Source organism: uncultured Methanobrevibacter sp., assembly GCF_947169325.1.
GTDB lineage: Archaea > Methanobacteriota > Methanobacteria > Methanobacteriales > Methanobacteriaceae > Methanocatella.
In genome coordinates this window covers 1-16,602 of record NZ_CAMVPN010000057.1, presented here as the reverse complement: position 1 = coordinate 16,602, position 16,602 = coordinate 1, and the positions used below count along the sequence as shown (strand labels likewise).

The window sequence follows — 16,602 nt, the reverse complement described above, 5'->3', positions numbered from 1 at the left end:
AGTTTTTTTATTAATATATATTACCTCTTAGTATATTCAATTTATCCAAGATAACATTTGGTAATTATTATAAACTGTCGAGTAATCAAGTTAATCCATACTTGACATATTTTTCCTCTTAACTAAATCATTAAATTTATTAAATTAAAAAATTTTATATATTTATAATTATATTTTTATTCAATAATAAAGTATTGGTGTGGAAATGGAAAGAAAATTGAATGTTCCAATTAAAGATGAAAACTTAAAAGAATTGAATGCAGGTGATGTTGTCTATCTGACAGGAAACATTATCACCGCAAGAGACCAGGCACACAAAAGACTTCTTGAACAGGGAGCTCCATTGGATATTGATGGGGCAGTCCTATTTCATGCAGGACCCATCATATCCGAGGATGGGGACGGATACAAGATGGTGGCCATCGGCCCTACCACTTCAATGAGAATGAATCCGTATCAGAGTGATGTTTTGGATATGGGGCCTAAAATAGTCATTGGAAAAGGCGGCATGGATGACACTGTTCGTGAAGCGTTAATCAGAAATGAGGCATTATATGTTGTCGCTACCGGAGGGTGCGCTGCATTGTATGTGGATGCTGTTGAGGAAATAGAAAGTGTGGATTGGCTGGACCTGGGAATGCCTGAAGCAATGTGGAATTTAAAAGTAAAGGATTTTGGCCCTCTTATTGTGGCAATGGACAGTCATGGCAAGAGTTTATATGACTGATGTTCAACAGAAAAGCTAATGCTTATATATAATTTCATTTAATAGTATATTATTAATTTAAGATAATTTTGTAAAATATGTTTGGAAGTGTTTATTATGGCTGACATTAATGAATTAGCAGAAAAGAAATTGAAATCAAGAATGACTAAAATCAGAAAATGCAACAGGGAACCTGAAGAAAAAGAGAAGTTTTCAGAAAAATTCGGAACCTCTTTTGAAATAGAATTCCACAACAAAGATCCTGAAAAACTTTCCGACGGTCTCACCATCATTACAGACCCTAAAGGTAAAGTATTGTTTGCAGATTACTTCTATCAAGTTCCTATGGATGATGAGTACACAACCGTGCCGGTCACCGAAAAACAGCTAAAAGCTATTTTAGAATTCTTTGAAGATTACAAATTACAGTTAGACGATTCAGAATAAACATGATAATTAATAATTCTTTGGATGAAGTTAAAAAAAGAGAAAAGGCTCTTTCAATTATTAAGGGGATAGTTGAAGAGGACGGGAGGTCTTCACTTTTTGACTTGACCGGTCTTTCAGGGGGTTTTATAGCATCCCCTTCCGAAATTAGTCTTTTGGAAACATATGTCGGTCCTGCTATTTTTGAAGAGGAATTGCAGGAAGTAGGAAAAGGACATATGGGCGGTGAAAAGATTTTGCCGTTGAACAGGACTTCCTCAGGAATATTGGCTACAATTTTAGCTCTTGTAAGTAAGGATTCATATGTAGTTCATTACCTTGCCAAATTGCCTGCACACCCTTCCATTCCAAGAAGCTGCAGTTTGGTTGGAGCCAATTACTTTGAAACAGATGTTTTTGAAGAGTTTTCCATACCTGAAAACACATCATTGGTCATCGTCACAGGTTCCACAATGGACCACACAGTAATCGATGAGGATGAATTCAGAAAAGTCATAGAAATGGCTCATGAGCGCAACATACCTGTCATGGTTGATGACGCTTCAGGAGCAAGGCTTAGAACAGTTGTATTCAACCAGCCAAAGGCATGTGATTTGGGGGCGGATATTGCAATTACCAGTACTGATAAGCTTATGCCAGGTCCAAGAGGAGGACTTATGGCAGGACGTGAGGATTTGATTGATGAAATCAAGGTAAAGGTCAATCAGTTCGGCCTTGAAGCTCAACCTCCGCTAGTGCTTGCAATGCTCAATGGAATAAAAAACTTCGATGAGACAAATCTGGTCAACAGTTTTTCCAGGAAAGATGAATTATTCGAATTGCTCTCTTCCAAATTCACCAATTTCAAAACCACGCCTACCGGAGTCATGATTACTCCTGAGGGTTTAGCAGATGAAATAAATGCTGAACATGATTTGTCAGATAATGATTTGGCATTCGTATTGTCATTCATTTTATTAAAAGAGCATGGAATCATTACAATTCCTGCAGTTTCAATGCCTGGTGCATCCGCAACAATAAGATTTGATTTATCAACAAATGATGCATTCAACCTGAATTTAAATGATTTATGTAAAAAAATAGAATCTTCAATTAATAAGCTACAGGAAGTAGTTATTAATGAAGATGAATGTAGGGAGATTGTATTTTAGTTTTTGATAATACATTCTCCGGAAATTACTTTTTCTAAGGTTCCATCAATTTTTTCAACAATCAAAGCACCTTCCTTACCGATACCTACAACATAAGCGTCGTAGTATGTGTTGAAAGGTTCTCTGACTTCTACGATTTTACCAATTGTGTATGAGCGTTTTCTCCAATCTTTCAGAATCGCTTCATATTCTTTATCATAGAAGGTTTCACTGATTTTTTCAAACTCTTCCAGGAAAATCCTGATTAAGAGATTTTCATCGCCTTCTCTTCCGAGTTCATTTTTAATTGTTGTTGTTCCGGCCTGCAGTTCTTCCGGAAAATCAGCTATCTCTAAATTGGCATCAATTCCAACACCTACAATAACATTTTCAATGGTATTTAATTTTGCCACTGCCTCTGTTAGGATTCCGCAGACCTTTTTGCCGTTTATCATGATGTCATTAGGCCATTTGATTTCAGGGTTTTCAACACCAATCCTTTCAAGAGTTTTTGCAACTGCAACACCTGTAGCCAGGGTAATTAAAGGCAATCTGGAATGGTCAACATTCGGTTTCAATATGATTGACAGCCATACTCCTCCTAACGGAGATGCCCATGATTTTCCTGATCTTCCTTTAGCGTTTGTTTGTTTTTCAGATATAATTACAGTTCCATTTTCAGCATCATGCATTGATAAAAATTTAGCGACTGTGTTGGTTGAATCCACTTCTTTGTAGACGTATAACTCTTTACCAATGAATTTTGTGTTCAGGTCTTTTTGAATTTCAGAACTTTTGATGTATTCTGTTTTTTCTCTTCCAAGTTCTTTTATGACAGTTGAAAAGTCATTTATGTCTATGTTTTTTATTTCGCTTATTGTTTCATCGGAAATCTTGTTTTCTTTTTTTAATAATTTTATAATTTCTTCTCGCATGGACATATCTCCAAAAAATTATTTTTGCATTTGTTGAGATCTAACAGCATTTTGATATGATCCTACAGCCGCTGAAATCGCAGCAATCTTTTTACCAGGCATAAATGTGGATTTTAATTTGTTGACATATTCGGCATCCTCTTCAATGACATTGGCCATTTCAGTGTCAATGCCTTTTTTATGCTGGTCGATAAAGTGAGTATTCAAATCTCCTGAAATGAAGTTAGGATTTCTCAATATAGCTTTATGGAATGGAATAGTGGTTTTTACACCTAAAATGATGTATTCCCTCAATGCCCTTTTCATTCTGTTGATGGCATCGTTTCTGCTTCTTCCATAAGTGATTAATTTGGAAATCATTGAATCATAAAATGTTGGAATGGTATAGTTCATGTAGACTCCACTGTCCAGACGCACTCCCGGACCTCCCGGTGACCTGTATCCAGTGATTTTTCCAGGATTTGGTGCAAAGTCGTTCAATGGATCTTCCGCATTGATACGGCATTCGATTGCATGGCCTGAGACTTTAATGTCTTCCTGTCTGTAGCTTAATTCGTCACCTGCTGCAATCTTGATTTGTTCCTTAATCAGGTCGGTGTTGGTAACGAGTTCTGTAATAGGGTGTTCCACTTGGATACGTGTGTTCATTTCGAGGAAATAGTAATTTCCATTGTCATACAGGAATTCGACAGTACCTGCACTGGTATATCCAATATATTCTGCAGCTTTAACTGCACTGGAACCCATTTCTGCTCTGAGTTCTTCAGTCATGATTGGAGAAGGAGCCTCTTCAAGAAGCTTTTGGTGTCTTCTTTGGATGGAACATTCCCTGTCTGCCACATGGATTACGTTGCCGTGTTCGTCAGCCAAAAGCTGGAACTCAATGTGACGTGGTTTTTCAAGATATTTTTCAATGAAAACGGTGGAATCTCCGAAGTTGGTTGATGCAACTGATTGTGTTGATTCGATGGCACGTACAAGTTCATCTTCTTCATAAACTGCACGCATACCGATTCCTCCACCACCTGCTGAAGCCTTTACAATTACAGGATAACCGATTTGCCTTGCAATTTCTTTTGCTTCCTCAATGTCGGTGACTCCTTCAGGTGTACCTTCGATTACAGGAACTCCTGCCTTTTTCATGAGAGCTTTTGATGTAATTTTATCTCCCATCTTATTAATTACGTCTCCAGAAGGTCCGATAAGCTTAATTCCATTTTTTTCACATTCTTCGCCGAATTTTGGGTTTTCAGCTAAAAATCCGTAACCCGGATGTATTGCGTCCGCTCCTGATTCGAGTGCAATACCTATGATTTTCTCTATATTCAAATATGATTTTGCCGGTGAAGGGTTTCCTAGAGGGAAGCTTTCATCAGCGTATTTTGTATATAGGGAAGTTTTATCAGCATCAGAATAAATTGCTACACTGTCGATGTCAAGTTCACGACATGCTCGCATAACTCTTATTGCGATTTCTCCTCTATTTGCAATCAATACTTTTTCAAACATGTGAAACCTCAAAGTAATTTGTTTTATTAAAATATATTATTTACAATAATATAATATTATATTAGATAATATATTAAATTTGTTGATTTCATGAAAAAAATTACACGTAAAAGACATTTGGAAATGAGGCTTCAGTCAGTGCCTCCCCATCCAAAACCTAAAGTTGGTCTTGAACAGTATACCACTCCTTCAATCATTGCATCCGATCTAATCTGGAATGCAGTTTCTCTAGGGGATATTGAAGACAAAAACATTTTGGATTTGGGCTGCGGAAGCGGAATGCTTACCATTGCATGTGCACTGATGGGTGCAAATATGGCATGTGGTGTAGATGTCGATGAGGATTCCATTCACTTGGCAAGGCAGACTTCAGATAAGCTGAATCTTGACAACGTAAACTACAGGTTATGTGACATAAATCAATTAGATGATTCATTTGATGCAGATACCATTATTCAAAATCCTCCTTTCGGATCTCAAAAAAAGGCAAAGCATGGTCAGGACCTGAATTTCGTTAAAAAGGCTTGTGAATTAAATCCAGATGTTTTGTATTCATTTCATATGGCCTCAACTGAAGAGTTTCTGGTAAATTTCTATAATGATAACGGTTTGGATATCACTCACATATTTCGCTATGATTTTCCAATTCCAAAGATTTACGAGTTTCACACAAAAGAAAATCAAAATGTTGATGTTATTGTATTCCGGGCATTGATTGATTTTTAAATTTTGATTAAATCTTATTTTTTTTATTTGTTTATATTAAAAAACAATACCTTTATATAGTGGTTGTTACATATTTTATATTAATATATTCTCTGAGTATAAAAAAGTTGGTAGCATAAAAAGAGCTACGGATATTATAATTGATATAATATTTTGTAAATGTGTAAGTCTATTTAGTGATAGCTATATAAATGTAGGGTAATCTTTATATACTTTAGATTATATAATGTAAGATAATGTATAAAGATGAGCTATCTATATTTATTCCAAATTCATTTCTTTCTGAGTCTAAAGACCTCAAGATTCGTACTTATAAAGTAGGCATTTTGGGAAGGGCTTTGGCTATTTTTCAAGCAGATAATGTGGTTATTTATAATGATGACCATATGAAAAATGAAGATGGAGAACTTGATGGAGATTTTATTGCTGAAGTTCTGGAATATATGAATACTCCTCAGTACCTGAGGAAACAAGCATTTCCTATAAGGCCTGAACTTAAGCATGTTGGAATTCTTCCACCGCTTAGGACTCCTCATCATCCTGTTAATGATCAACCAGACGTGGGGGATTATAGACAAGGTTTCACTGTTAAGAGAAACAAGAAAGGAACTTATGTTGATATAGGTATGGATAAACTTGCATTCTGTAAAGAGCAGCTTACTGTTAAAAGAATTTTTGACTTTAAGATTACTAAAATTGCTAAGAAAGAAGTAATAGTCACACCTGATAAACCAGATGACGTTTACTGGGGATATAATGTTATGTCCTCTAATAAGAGTCTTAAAAATAGCTTAAAATTAATTAAACCTGATCTTGTTGTGGAAACTACAAGATATGGAGATTATATTGATTCTATTTTTGATGAATTAAAACATAAAGTAGATGAATGTAATAGTATTGCTATTTTATTTGGTGGCCCTTATTCTTCAATTCAGGAGGATGTTTCCAATGATAATTGGGATTTATTTAGAGTAAATACAATTCCTGATCAAGGAACAGAAACCGTCAGAACTGAAGAGGCAGTTGTCGCTACACTTTCTTTATTTAACTTTATGAGATTTTAATTCTCTTTGATTTATTAGTAATATCACAGCTAATAGATAACTTGCTCAACTTTTTATACATTAATGTTTTTAGGGCTCTCCTAAAAATTTACTTAGCGCAGAATGATTTATACATTGGATATATTCTTAATTGTGCTTCAATTAGTAAAAACTCAATGGAATATATTGAAAGTTAATATTTATCTAGTTGTAAATTCGTTTTACGGCTATTTATTATTTCGATGAGGTTATACATTGTGTAATTCTTATCAACTTGTAGAATAGTCATTCATTTGGCTGTTTGATTTAGAAAATTGAATTATAATTAAAAAATAAGGAAAAAATATTAATAAGGAGGTTAAATTAAATGGTAAGACATCACCAGCCAAGAAAAGGGTCTGTTGCTTTTAGTCCAAGGAAAAGAGCAGCTAAAGAAACCCCTAGAGTAAAATCTTGGCCTCAAATTGATGAACCAAAATTACTCGGCCTCGCAGGTTATAAAGTCGGTATGACTCATGCTATAGTCACTAATACTGATAAAAACTCTCCAAAGAACGGTATGGATGTTTTCACTCCTGTAACCGTATTGGAAGTACCTCCAGTCGTAGTAATGGGAATTAGAGCTTATGAAAAAACTTCTCGTGGTTTGAAAGTAATCACCGAAGTACTTGCAGACAATTTAGATCAAGAACTTTCAAGGAAGATTTCCCTTCCTAAAGAGTACAACAAATCTGAAGCTATTGCAAAAATACAAGGTGCATTAGAAAACACAGAAGAAATTAGGGTATTAGTACACACCAATCCGAAAGTAACTAGCGTACCTAAGAAAAAACCTGACATATTTGAATGTGGAATCGGAGGGGCAAATCCTGAAGAAAAATTAAATACCTCATTGGAATTATTAGGCAATGAAGTTAAAGCTAGTGAAATCTTCAATGAAGGAGAATTTGTTGATGCTATTGCAACTACAAAAGGAAAAGGATTCCAAGGTGTAGTTAAAAGATGGGGAATTAGAATTCAATATGGTAAAGCTGTCAGAGCAGGTAAAGGTAGACACGTAGGTTCTATTGGACCTTGGACACCAAGAAGAACCATGTGGACTGTTGCACAAGCAGGTCAAATGGGTTACCATAAAAGAACTGAATTCAATAAAAGGATTTTAAAAATCGCATCAGCTGATGAAGTTGATCAAATCAACCCGGATGGTGGATTTGTGAAATACGGTTTAGTCAAAAACGATTATGTCCTTGTGAAAGGTTCCCTTCCAGGTCCTTCCAAAAGGTTAGTAATCTTAAGACAACCAATCAGACCTAATAATAAAGCTGAGGATATACCTCAAATTAATTACATAAGTACAAAATCTAAACAAGGGGTATAATCATGAAAGTTAACGTTTATTCTATTAATGGGGAAGTAAAAGAAGAAATTGAACTTCCAGCTATTTTTGATGAAGTATACAGACCAGATTTAATCAAAAGAGCTGTACTTTCTGCACAATCTGCTAGAGTACAACCATGGGGTAATGACCCAATGGCAGGTAAAAGAACTTCCGCTAAAGGATGGGGTTCAGGTAGAGGTACCGCAAGAGTACCTAGGATTAAAAATGGTTCAAAAGCAGCTTTCGTACCAATGGCTATTGGTGGTAGACAAGCACATCCTACTAGAGCTGAGAAAAATCATCACGAAAAAATCAACATAAAAGAAAGAAGATTCGCAATCAGATCTGCTGTTGCAGCAACAACCAACAAAGAAATTGTTGAAAACAGAGGTCACAGAGTTGCTGATTTAGAACAAGTTCCTATTATTGTTGAAGATGAATTAGAATCTGTAAAAACTGCTAAACAATCTCGTGAAATCTTCGAGAACTTAGGAGTTTATGATGATGTCATCCGTGCTAAAGAAGGTAAAAGAATCAGAGCCGGTAGAGGAAAAACTAGAGGAAGAAAATACAAAAAAGTAAAAGGTCCTTTAGTTGTTGTTGGTGAAGATAAAGGTATCTCCTTAGGTGCAAGAAACCATGCTGGTGTTGACGTTGTAGTTGTTGAAAACTTAAACGCAGAATTATTAGCACCTGGTACTCACGCAGGAAGACTCACTGTTTACACCAAATCAGCTGTTGAAAAGTTAGGAGGTTTATTCCAATAATTTGGAAAAATAGGTGATTATTATGGATTCATACTCAATAATTATTAAACCTCATGTTACTGAAAAAACCATGAACTTAATCGATATGAATAATGAAATTACTTTTGTCGTTAACCGTAAAGCTAACAAAGGCCAAATCAAAAGAGCTTTTGAAGATTTATACGGTGAAAAAGTAGCTAAAGTTAATACTCATATCACTACTAAAGGTGTAAAAGTAGCATACATTAAACTTGTCGAAGAAGAAATGGCAGAAGAACTCGCTGTCAGAATAGGAGTATTCTAAGGAGGAATTTGAATGGGAAAACGATTAATTCATCAAAGAAGAGGTAGAGGAACTCCTGCACACCGTGTTGCTTCACATCGTTTTAAAGATAAAATCAGATACAGGTCTTACGATGCATTAGAAAAAGAAGGAAGCATCAAAGGTAAAGTCATTGACATTGTACATGACCCAGCAAGGACCGCTCCTATCGCAGAAGTAAAATTCGAAAACGGTGAAAAGAAATATATCTTAGCACCTGAAAGCATTCAAATTGACGATGAAATTGAATGTGGTATTTCTGCACCTATTAAATTCGGTAACACATTACCGCTTGCTGAAATTCCTGAAGGTACTCCAATCTATGATATCGAAAACACTCCTGGAGACGGAGGTCGTTTTGTAAGATCTTCTGGAACTTACGCTAATGTTGTTACTCATGATGCTAACCAAACTGTTGTTGAATTACCATCAGGGGAATTAAAATACTTAAATCCTAACTGCCGTGCTAGTATTGGTGTAGTAGCTGGTGGAGGAAGAAAAGATAAACCATTCCTTAAAGCTGGTAAAAAATGGCATGCTTACAAAGCTAAAGGTAAGAAATTCATGACTGTAAGAGGAGTAGCGATGAACGCTGTAGATCACCCTCACGGGGGAGGTAACAGACAACATCCTGGTCGTCCAACTACTGTTTCAAGACATGCACCACCAGGAAGAAAAGTTGGTTCAATTGCAGCTAAGAGAACAGGTTTAAAAAGATAGATAGAGGGTGTTTCATTGGCAAGAAAAATATTTAAATATAAAGGTTATACTCTTGAAGAATTACAAGCTATGTCTTTAGAGGAAGTAATGGAATTATTCCCTGCAAGACAAAGAAGATCTTTAAAGAGAGGATTCTTACCAAGACAACAAATTGTTTTGGATAAAATGAGAAAATTAAATAAAGAAGGAACTAAAGATGGTCGTCCTGTTGTAATTAGGACCCATTGTAGAGACATGATTGTTATACCTGAAATGGTTGGAACCACTTTCGGTATTTATGATGGTCAAAATTTTGTTGAAGTAACTATTGCACCAGAAATGATTGGTCATTACTTTGGTGAATACGCACCAACCAGAAAAAGAGTTCAACACGGAGACCCAGGTATGGGTGCTACAAGATCATCCATGTTTGTACCACTTAAATAAGGAGATTAGAACATGGCTAATAAATACGCATATAATAATGATGTAGATGAAGCAAAAACTGCACGTGCTATGGCAAAATCTCTTAAGATTTCTCCAAAACACAGTGTTGAAATTTGCAGAACCATCAGAGGAATGGAAGTAGGCAAAGCTAAAGCTTACTTAGAAGATGTTATCAGTATGAAAAAATCTGTTCCTTTCAAAAGACACAACAAAAAAGTTGGTCACAGAAAAGGACAAGAAGGCTGGCCTTCTGGAAGATACCCTGTAAAAGCTGCAGAACAAATCTTAAAAGTTTTGGAAAACGCTGAAGCTAACGCAGAGTACAAAGGTTTAGACACTGAAAAATTATTCATTGAACATATTTCAAGTCACAGAGGTGTTATTATCCCTGGTTATATTCCAAGAGCATTCGGTAGAATGACTCCGTTTAACACACCAACTACTCATATTCAAATTGTTTTACAGGAGGCTAACTAATGATAGAAAAAGATTTTGTCAGAGAAGGCCTTAGAAGGACTAGAATTGATGAATACTTAGAAAAAGAACTCGAAAGAGCTGGATACGGGGGTATGGAAGTTCAAATCACACCTTTAGGTACCATGGTTGTTGTTTATGCAGAAAGACCTGGTATGGTAATTGGTAGAGGTGGAAAAAACGTAAGGACTATTACCAACACTCTTAAAAACGAATTCGGATTAGACAATCCTCAAATCGAAGTTAAAGAGGTTGACGTACCAGAACTTAACCCTAAAATCATGGCTTACAAAATATCCAACATGCTACAAAGAGGAATGCACTTCAGAAGAGTTGCTTATTCCACTATCCGTAGGATCATGGGTGCTGGAGCTCAAGGGGTAGAAGTTACCATTTCCGGTAAAATCAGAGGTTCCAGGTCTGCTGTAGCTAAATTCGTTGAAGGATACATTAAAAAATGTGGTGAACCTTCAATCAGATTCGTTGAAGAAGGTTTTGCTACCGCTCAATTGAAACCTGGTGTATTAGGTATTTATGTTAGAATTATGCCTCCAAATACTGTATTACCTGATTCCGTCGAAATCCTTCCTCCAAAAGTAACCATTGTTGAAGATGGTGAAATTGTAGAAGATGAAGAAATCGATATCGAAACCGAAGAAATCATCGAAGAAGAAATCATCGAGGAAGTTGAAGATCTCGAGGAATTAGAAGAAGTTGTCGAAGAAGAGTCTACTGAAGAAGAAGTAGAAGAAGATGATAGTTAGATATTGTAAATTTAATTATCTAAAAGAGTTGGAACAATGGCGATTTTAAGAAGTAAAGAAATTTGGGACATGGAAGTTGATGAGATTCAAGAAAAATTAGTTGAACTCAGAACTGAATTATCCAAAAATGTTTCTAAAAGTGCAGCTGCCGGGGTTGTTGAAAACCCTGGGAAAATTAGAGAATTAAAAAGAACAATTGCTCGTGTTCTTACAATATTGAATGAAAAACAAAAGGAGAATTAAATGTCAAAAATCTGTGATGTATGTGGGCTTCCTGAAGAACTTTGCGTTTGCGAAGAAATTGCACGTGAAGTTCAAACTCTAAAAGTTTTTACAGTTAGAAGAAGATTCGGAAAACTCATGACTATTATCGAAGGTATAGATGAACACGATATTGATATCAAAGAACTCACTAAAACTCTTAAAGCAAAATGTGCTTGCGGAGGTACCGCTAAAAACGGTCAAATAGAACTTCAAGGGGATCACAAAGTCAGAGTCAAAGAAGTTTTATCTGATATGGGTTTCTCATCTGATACTATTGAAATTCGTGAATCTAAGAAGAATAGTAAAAAAAGGAGATAGTTCATCCTTTCGATATGTTTTTCAATAAAATTTTGTAATTTTCTGCATGATTTATTGTAAATATTTCATTAAGAGATTGGGATTATGATTACTTCAAGGAATTTAGTTCATCATGAGTTCATTGGATTGAATGTCGAGATAACTAATGCGAAGGATAAATCTCTTAAGTTATTGGGAACAGTTATTGATGAAACTAAGAATACCATTAAAATTGAGGATGCAAATAAAAACGAGAAATTGATTCCGAAAAAGGGTTCAATATTTTTATTTGAAATTCCGAACGGGGAAAAAATAGAAATAAATGGTGAAATTTTATCAATTCGTCCTGAAGATAGAATAAAAAAAAGGTTTAAAAAAATATAAATGGTGATAATATGGTTGGGCTTAATGTTCAAGAACCAGAAACTACATGTGATGATCCTAACTGCCCTTTCCACGGGACTTTACCTGTAAGAGGTCAAGTTCTTGAAGGTGTTGTTGTAAGTAACAAAGCAGAAAGGACTATTACTGTTGAACGTAGTTACTATAAATTCATTAAAAAATATGAAAGATATGAAAAAAGAAAATCAAAAATCAATGTTCACAAACCAGATTGTTTACATGTGAATGTTGGTGATTCTGTAAAAGTTGCAGAATGCAGACCATTAAGTAAAACTAAACATTTTGTTTTAGTAGAAGTTAAAGGAGAGTAATTAAATGAAACCATTAACCTCAAGTGTATCTAAAGCATTACCAATTGGAGCAAGACTTCAATGCGTAGATAATACTGGTGCTCGTGAAATTGAAATCATTTCCGTAAAAGGATTTAAAGGTGTAAGAAGAAGACTCGACGTTGCCGGTGTTGGAGATTTAGTTGTTGCTTCAGTTAAAAAAGGAACTGCTGACATGAGAAGAGAAGTTGTTAATGCAGTTGTAATCAGACAAAAAAAGGAATATAGACGTGCTGATGGTCTTCGTGTTAAATTTGAAGATAATGCAGCTGTTATTATTACTCCTGAAGGAATTTTAAAAGGATCCGAAATCAGAGGTCCTGTTGCTAAAGAAGCAGCTGACAGATGGCCTAGTGTTGGTAGTGCAGCAAGTATTTTAGTATAGGTGAAAAAATGTCAAAACAACCAAGAAAACAAAGAAAAGCTTTTTACAATGCTCCTGCTCATGCACGTGGAAAACATCTAAGTGCTTCCTTAAGTAAAGATTTAAGAGAAAAATTAGGAACTAGATCTTTACCTTTAAGATCAGGAGATAAAGTTAGTGTAGTCCGTGGAGATTTCAAAGGACATGAAGGAGAAGTTCTCAGCGTAGATTACGGTTCTTACAAAGTAACCATCGAAGAAGTTACTTTATCAAAACCAGACGGAACCACTACATTCCTCCCTGTTGACCCATCTAACTTAGTGATTATTGATGCAGACTTAAAAGACGATAGAAGAATTAAAAATAAAGGAGACAATTAATATGGCTAAAATGGGATCTAGAAAACATCTTAAAAGATATAAAGCACCAAAATCCTGGCCTATTCATCCTAAAGAAGATACCTGGACTGTAAAACCTTCTGCAGGTTCTCATTCCATTAATGATTCAATTCCATTAACTTTAGTTATTAGAGATGTATTAAAATTAGCTGATAACGCTAGAGAAGCTAAAAGGATCATTAACTCTGGTAACGTTTTAGTTGATGGAAGACTAGTAAAAGATTACAAATTCCCAGTAGGTTTCATGGACATCATCGAAATCCCAAAAACTGGCGAATCATACAGAGTTCTTTTAGATAGAAAAGGCAGATTACAATTAGACTTAATCGATGATGGTAGTGCTAAATTATCCAAAATTGTTAACAAATCTACCATTAAAGGTGGAAAAACTCAATTAAACCTTCATGATGGTAAAAACGTTATCATTGAAGAAGATGCTTACTCCGTTGGAGATGTTATTTCTTTAAAAGTACCTGAACAAGAAATTGCAGAAGTTTATCCTTTACAAGAAGGAGCTACTGTTCTCGTTACTGGTGGTAAACACACCGGTGAATTAGGTACCGTAACTGAAATCATTGAAAACAAATCTTCCAATCCAAATACTATTATTATCGAAAATAGTTCAAAAGATGAATTCTTAACTTTAAAAGATTATGCGTTTGTAGTTGGAAGCGATGCTCCAGCAATATCTTTATTGGAGGTTAATAAATGAACCCAATGAATGAAGTACGTATCGAAAAAGCTACAATCAGTATTGGTGTCGGTGAAGCTGGTGAAAAATTATCCCGTGCTATCACTCTTTTAGAAGAAATGTTCGATCAGACTCCTGTGAAAACTTTCTCTAAAGTAACTAACCCTGAATGGGGAATTAGGAAAAAACAACCAATCGCATGTAAATTAACTTTACGTGGAGAAAAAGCTGATAAAGCTATTGATATGGTTTTAGAAGGTATTAGTAGAAATATTAGACCTACTCAATTTGATGCACAAGGTAACCTTTCTTTTGGTATCAGAGAACACATTGATATTCCTGGAATGAGATACAATCCGGATATCGGTATCTTTGGTATGAACGTTTCTGTTACTTTTGAAAAACCGGGTTACAGAATTTCTAGAAGAAAAATCAGACAAAAGAAAGTTCCTCAAAAACATAGGATTTCTAAAGAAGAAACTATGAAATTTATGGAAGAAAACTTCAAAGTTAATTACGTAACTGAATAAGGTGATATTTTGCCAAGAAAATACGGTAAAGCTTCAAAAAAATGTAGTCGTTGCGGAGACCACTCAGCAATGGTTAGTAGATATGGCATAAATTTATGCAGACAATGTTTTAGGGAAGTAGCTCCTAAAATGGGTTTTAAAAAATATAATTAGAGGTTTTAAATATGAGTCTTATGGATCCTCTTGCTGATGCTTTAACTAATATCAGAAATAACGAATTACAAGTGAATGACTCTTGTGTTATTTCTCCTGCTTCCAAATTAATTGGAGAAGTTTTAAGCACTATGCAAAAAGAGAATTATATTGGTAATTTTGAATATATTGATGACAACAGGGCAGGTAAATTCACTGTTGAATTATTAGGTAACATTAACAAATGTGGTGTTATCAAACCTCGTCATGCTGTTAAGAAAGATGAATTTGAGAAATTTGAAAAAAGATATTTGCCAGCAAAGAACTTTGGTATTTTAATCGTCACTACTCCTAAAGGAATTATGACTCACTATGAGGCAAAAGAAAAAGGAATTGGCGGACGTTTGTTGGCTTACATGTATTAGGTGATAAAATGGTAGTAGCTGCAGCTATAAGGGAAAATATTGAAATCCCTGAAGGCGTTGAAGTTATAATTGAAAATAATGTGGTCTCTGTAAAAGGACCTAATGGAGAAGACTCCAGAAAATTTACTTATCCTAATGTAAGTATTAAAGAAGAAAACGATGTAGTTGTTTTGGAAACTGCATTTCCTAAAAAGAAAGATAAAGCAATGATTGGAACCACAAGAGCACACATCAACAACATGATTACTGGTGTGACTGATGGTTTTGAATATCATATGAAAATCGTATACGCTCACTTTCCAATGAATGTGAAAGTTCAGGGCAGTACCGTTGTGATTGACAACTTCCTCGGGGAAAGACACCCAAGATCTGCTAAAATTGTAGGTTCTGCAAAAGTAGCAGTTAAAGGTGATGAGGTAACAATTACCGGTATCAATAAGGAACATGTCGGCCAAACCATGGCTAACTTAGAACAAGCAACTAAAATTAAAGGAAGAGATCCTAGAGTATTCCAAGACGGAATATACTTAACTAGCAAAGAATAAATTTGGTGATTTAAATGGCTAACAAAAGATTTAAAAGACAAGAATATGCTCGTTATAAAAAACTTGGAATCAAATGGAGACGCCCTAGAGGTAAAACCAGTAAAATGAGAAGATACGAAGCAGGAAAACCTGCAATGCCAGCTATTGGTTACAGAACCCCTAGAGCTATAAGGGACTTACACCCTTCAGGGTACAACGATGTTCTTGTTCACAATATGCAAGAGTTAGAAGACTTAGACCCAGCTGTTGACGCTGCAAGAATAAGCGCTTCTATCGGTAAAAGGAAAAAAGCTTTGATGTTAGAAAAAGCATCAGAACTCGGAATTAACGTATTAAACAAATAAATCATATTTATAAGTCGAGTCAATTCCGGGGCTTTATTTGAATTGATTTGACTGGTTTAAATTAAATGAATAAAAAAATAAGGGAATTTAGATTTTGTCTAAATTTATCAGCTATGCTGAATGGAGGATTATATATATGAATCTTACAACTCAAAAAAGATTAGCTGCTAGTATACTCAAAGTAGGGCTCAATCGTGTATGGATTGATCCTGAAAGAATGGAAGAAGTATCCATGGCGATTACTAGAGAAGGAGTAAAGCAGTTAATTAATGATGGAGCTATTAAAGCAAAACCTCAAAAAGGTAACAGTAGCTACAGATCTAAAAAAATCAAAGAACAAAAAGCAAAAGGAAAAAGAAAAGGTAGAGGTAGTGTTAAAGGGGCTAAAAAAGCTCGTACACCTAAGAAAAAAGCATGGATGACTACTATCAGGGCTTTAAGAAGAGATCTTAAAGAAATGCGTGAAGAAAAAGTAATTGATGCAACTACCTATCGTAAATTATACAAAATGGCTAAGGGTGGCGCATTTAGAAGTAAATCTTACATGAGAAACTA

At 35.1% G+C, this 16,602-nt stretch carries 27 protein-coding genes; 25 read left to right on the top strand and 2 right to left on the bottom strand.

The annotated features are described in order from the left end of the window. Positions 1 to 205: 205 nt before the first annotated feature. From Q0W26_RS08420 to Q0W26_RS08410, 3 genes are all read left to right on the top strand, one after another. Positions 206 to 727, top strand: coding sequence for a FumA C-terminus/TtdB family hydratase beta subunit (locus Q0W26_RS08420; RefSeq protein ID WP_298523888.1), 522 nt, complete (start codon positions 206 to 208; stop codon positions 725 to 727). Positions 728 to 823: 96 nt separating this feature from the next. Continuing rightward, complete coding sequence (locus Q0W26_RS08415; protein WP_298523886.1) at positions 824 to 1,153, top strand: hypothetical protein; 330 nt, start codon at positions 824 to 826, stop codon at positions 1,151 to 1,153. Positions 1,154 to 1,155: 2 nt separating this feature from the next. After that, complete coding sequence (locus Q0W26_RS08410) at positions 1,156 to 2,304, top strand: TIGR03576 family pyridoxal phosphate-dependent enzyme (protein WP_298523884.1); 1,149 nt, start codon at positions 1,156 to 1,158, stop codon at positions 2,302 to 2,304. Here Q0W26_RS08410 and Q0W26_RS08405 read toward each other — a convergent pair. Next, positions 2,301 to 3,218, bottom strand: coding sequence for a biotin--[acetyl-CoA-carboxylase] ligase (locus Q0W26_RS08405; RefSeq protein ID WP_298523883.1), 918 nt, complete (start codon positions 3,216 to 3,218; stop codon positions 2,301 to 2,303). The genes Q0W26_RS08410 and Q0W26_RS08405 overlap by 4 nt on opposite strands. 18 nt (positions 3,219 to 3,236) lie before the next feature. After that, complete coding sequence (locus Q0W26_RS08400; RefSeq protein ID WP_298523881.1) at positions 3,237 to 4,727, bottom strand: acetyl-CoA carboxylase biotin carboxylase subunit; 1,491 nt, start codon at positions 4,725 to 4,727, stop codon at positions 3,237 to 3,239. A 90-nt stretch (positions 4,728 to 4,817) separates the two neighbouring features. Here Q0W26_RS08400 and Q0W26_RS08395 point away from each other — a divergent pair, with 90 nt between their 5' ends. From Q0W26_RS08395 to Q0W26_RS08290, 22 genes are all read left to right on the top strand, one after another. Next, the gene (locus tag Q0W26_RS08395; protein ID WP_298523880.1) at positions 4,818 to 5,453 is read left to right on the top strand and encodes an METTL5 family protein; all 636 of its coding nucleotides are present in this window, start codon (positions 4,818 to 4,820) and stop codon (positions 5,451 to 5,453) included. Between the two features lie 236 nt (positions 5,454 to 5,689). Continuing rightward, positions 5,690 to 6,517, top strand: a complete 828-nt coding sequence (locus tag Q0W26_RS08390; RefSeq protein WP_298523879.1) for a putative RNA uridine N3 methyltransferase — start codon at positions 5,690 to 5,692, stop codon at positions 6,515 to 6,517. A gap of 346 nt (positions 6,518 to 6,863) precedes the next feature. Continuing rightward, the gene (rpl3p, locus tag Q0W26_RS08385) at positions 6,864 to 7,874 is read left to right on the top strand and encodes a 50S ribosomal protein L3 (protein ID WP_298523877.1); all 1,011 of its coding nucleotides are present in this window, start codon (positions 6,864 to 6,866) and stop codon (positions 7,872 to 7,874) included. 2 nt (positions 7,875 to 7,876) lie between these two features. After that, complete coding sequence (gene rpl4p / locus Q0W26_RS08380) at positions 7,877 to 8,641, top strand: 50S ribosomal protein L4 (protein WP_298523875.1); 765 nt, start codon at positions 7,877 to 7,879, stop codon at positions 8,639 to 8,641. Between the two features lie 22 nt (positions 8,642 to 8,663). After that, positions 8,664 to 8,924, top strand: a complete 261-nt coding sequence (locus tag Q0W26_RS08375; RefSeq protein WP_298523873.1) for a 50S ribosomal protein L23 — start codon at positions 8,664 to 8,666, stop codon at positions 8,922 to 8,924. Between the two features lie 12 nt (positions 8,925 to 8,936). Then, a complete protein-coding gene (locus Q0W26_RS08370) occupies positions 8,937 to 9,662 on the top strand; it encodes a 50S ribosomal protein L2 (RefSeq protein WP_292746892.1) in 726 nt (241 codons plus the stop codon). Between the two features lie 15 nt (positions 9,663 to 9,677). Next, the gene (gene rpsS / locus Q0W26_RS08365) at positions 9,678 to 10,088 is read left to right on the top strand and encodes a 30S ribosomal protein S19 (RefSeq protein ID WP_292740355.1); all 411 of its coding nucleotides are present in this window, start codon (positions 9,678 to 9,680) and stop codon (positions 10,086 to 10,088) included. 12 nt (positions 10,089 to 10,100) lie between these two features. After that, entirely contained in the window at positions 10,101 to 10,565 is a 465-nt protein-coding gene (locus tag Q0W26_RS08360; RefSeq protein WP_298523871.1) for a 50S ribosomal protein L22, read from the top strand. Continuing rightward, entirely contained in the window at positions 10,565 to 11,326 is a 762-nt protein-coding gene (locus Q0W26_RS08355; RefSeq protein WP_298523869.1) for a 30S ribosomal protein S3, read from the top strand. Before Q0W26_RS08360 ends, Q0W26_RS08355 begins: the two co-directional genes overlap by 1 nt. Positions 11,327 to 11,362: 36 nt before the next feature. Further along, positions 11,363 to 11,569, top strand: a complete 207-nt coding sequence (gene rpmC / locus Q0W26_RS08350) for a 50S ribosomal protein L29 (RefSeq protein ID WP_292746881.1) — start codon at positions 11,363 to 11,365, stop codon at positions 11,567 to 11,569. Next, positions 11,570 to 11,908 (top strand): stress response translation initiation inhibitor YciH, encoded by a 339-nt coding sequence (gene yciH / locus Q0W26_RS08345; protein ID WP_297826404.1) that lies wholly within the window; start codon positions 11,570 to 11,572, stop codon positions 11,906 to 11,908. An 84-nt stretch (positions 11,909 to 11,992) separates the two neighbouring features. After that, positions 11,993 to 12,271 carry a ribonuclease P protein component 1 gene (locus Q0W26_RS08340; protein ID WP_298517706.1) on the top strand — a complete coding sequence of 93 codons (279 nt, stop codon included), beginning with the start codon at positions 11,993 to 11,995 and terminating at the stop codon, positions 12,269 to 12,271. An 11-nt stretch (positions 12,272 to 12,282) separates the two neighbouring features. Beyond that, positions 12,283 to 12,600, top strand: a complete 318-nt coding sequence (locus tag Q0W26_RS08335) for a 30S ribosomal protein S17 (protein ID WP_298517703.1) — start codon at positions 12,283 to 12,285, stop codon at positions 12,598 to 12,600. Positions 12,601 to 12,604: 4 nt separating this feature from the next. Continuing rightward, positions 12,605 to 13,003 carry a 50S ribosomal protein L14 gene (locus Q0W26_RS08330; protein WP_296884192.1) on the top strand — a complete coding sequence of 133 codons (399 nt, stop codon included), beginning with the start codon at positions 12,605 to 12,607 and terminating at the stop codon, positions 13,001 to 13,003. Positions 13,004 to 13,011: 8 nt separating this feature from the next. Next, the gene (gene rplX, locus Q0W26_RS08325; RefSeq protein WP_298523867.1) at positions 13,012 to 13,362 is read left to right on the top strand and encodes a 50S ribosomal protein L24; all 351 of its coding nucleotides are present in this window, start codon (positions 13,012 to 13,014) and stop codon (positions 13,360 to 13,362) included. 1 nt (position 13,363) lies between these two features. Further along, positions 13,364 to 14,092 (top strand): 30S ribosomal protein S4e, encoded by a 729-nt coding sequence (locus Q0W26_RS08320; protein ID WP_298523865.1) that lies wholly within the window; start codon positions 13,364 to 13,366, stop codon positions 14,090 to 14,092. Further along, positions 14,089 to 14,601 (top strand): 50S ribosomal protein L5, encoded by a 513-nt coding sequence (locus Q0W26_RS08315; RefSeq protein ID WP_298523864.1) that lies wholly within the window; start codon positions 14,089 to 14,091, stop codon positions 14,599 to 14,601. Before Q0W26_RS08320 ends, Q0W26_RS08315 begins: the two co-directional genes overlap by 4 nt. A 9-nt stretch (positions 14,602 to 14,610) precedes the next feature. Next, positions 14,611 to 14,754, top strand: a complete 144-nt coding sequence (locus tag Q0W26_RS08310) for a 30S ribosomal protein S14 (RefSeq protein WP_116591326.1) — start codon at positions 14,611 to 14,613, stop codon at positions 14,752 to 14,754. Between the two features lie 11 nt (positions 14,755 to 14,765). Next, positions 14,766 to 15,158 (top strand): 30S ribosomal protein S8, encoded by a 393-nt coding sequence (locus Q0W26_RS08305; RefSeq protein ID WP_298517686.1) that lies wholly within the window; start codon positions 14,766 to 14,768, stop codon positions 15,156 to 15,158. Positions 15,159 to 15,166: 8 nt separating this feature from the next. Continuing rightward, positions 15,167 to 15,703, top strand: coding sequence for a 50S ribosomal protein L6 (locus Q0W26_RS08300; protein WP_298523861.1), 537 nt, complete (start codon positions 15,167 to 15,169; stop codon positions 15,701 to 15,703). Between the two features lie 14 nt (positions 15,704 to 15,717). After that, the gene (locus Q0W26_RS08295) at positions 15,718 to 16,047 is read left to right on the top strand and encodes a 50S ribosomal protein L32e (RefSeq protein WP_298523859.1); all 330 of its coding nucleotides are present in this window, start codon (positions 15,718 to 15,720) and stop codon (positions 16,045 to 16,047) included. Between the two features lie 136 nt (positions 16,048 to 16,183). After that, on the top strand, positions 16,184 to 16,602 hold a 419-nt coding region (locus Q0W26_RS08290), incomplete at its 3' end, for a 50S ribosomal protein L19e (protein ID WP_298523857.1).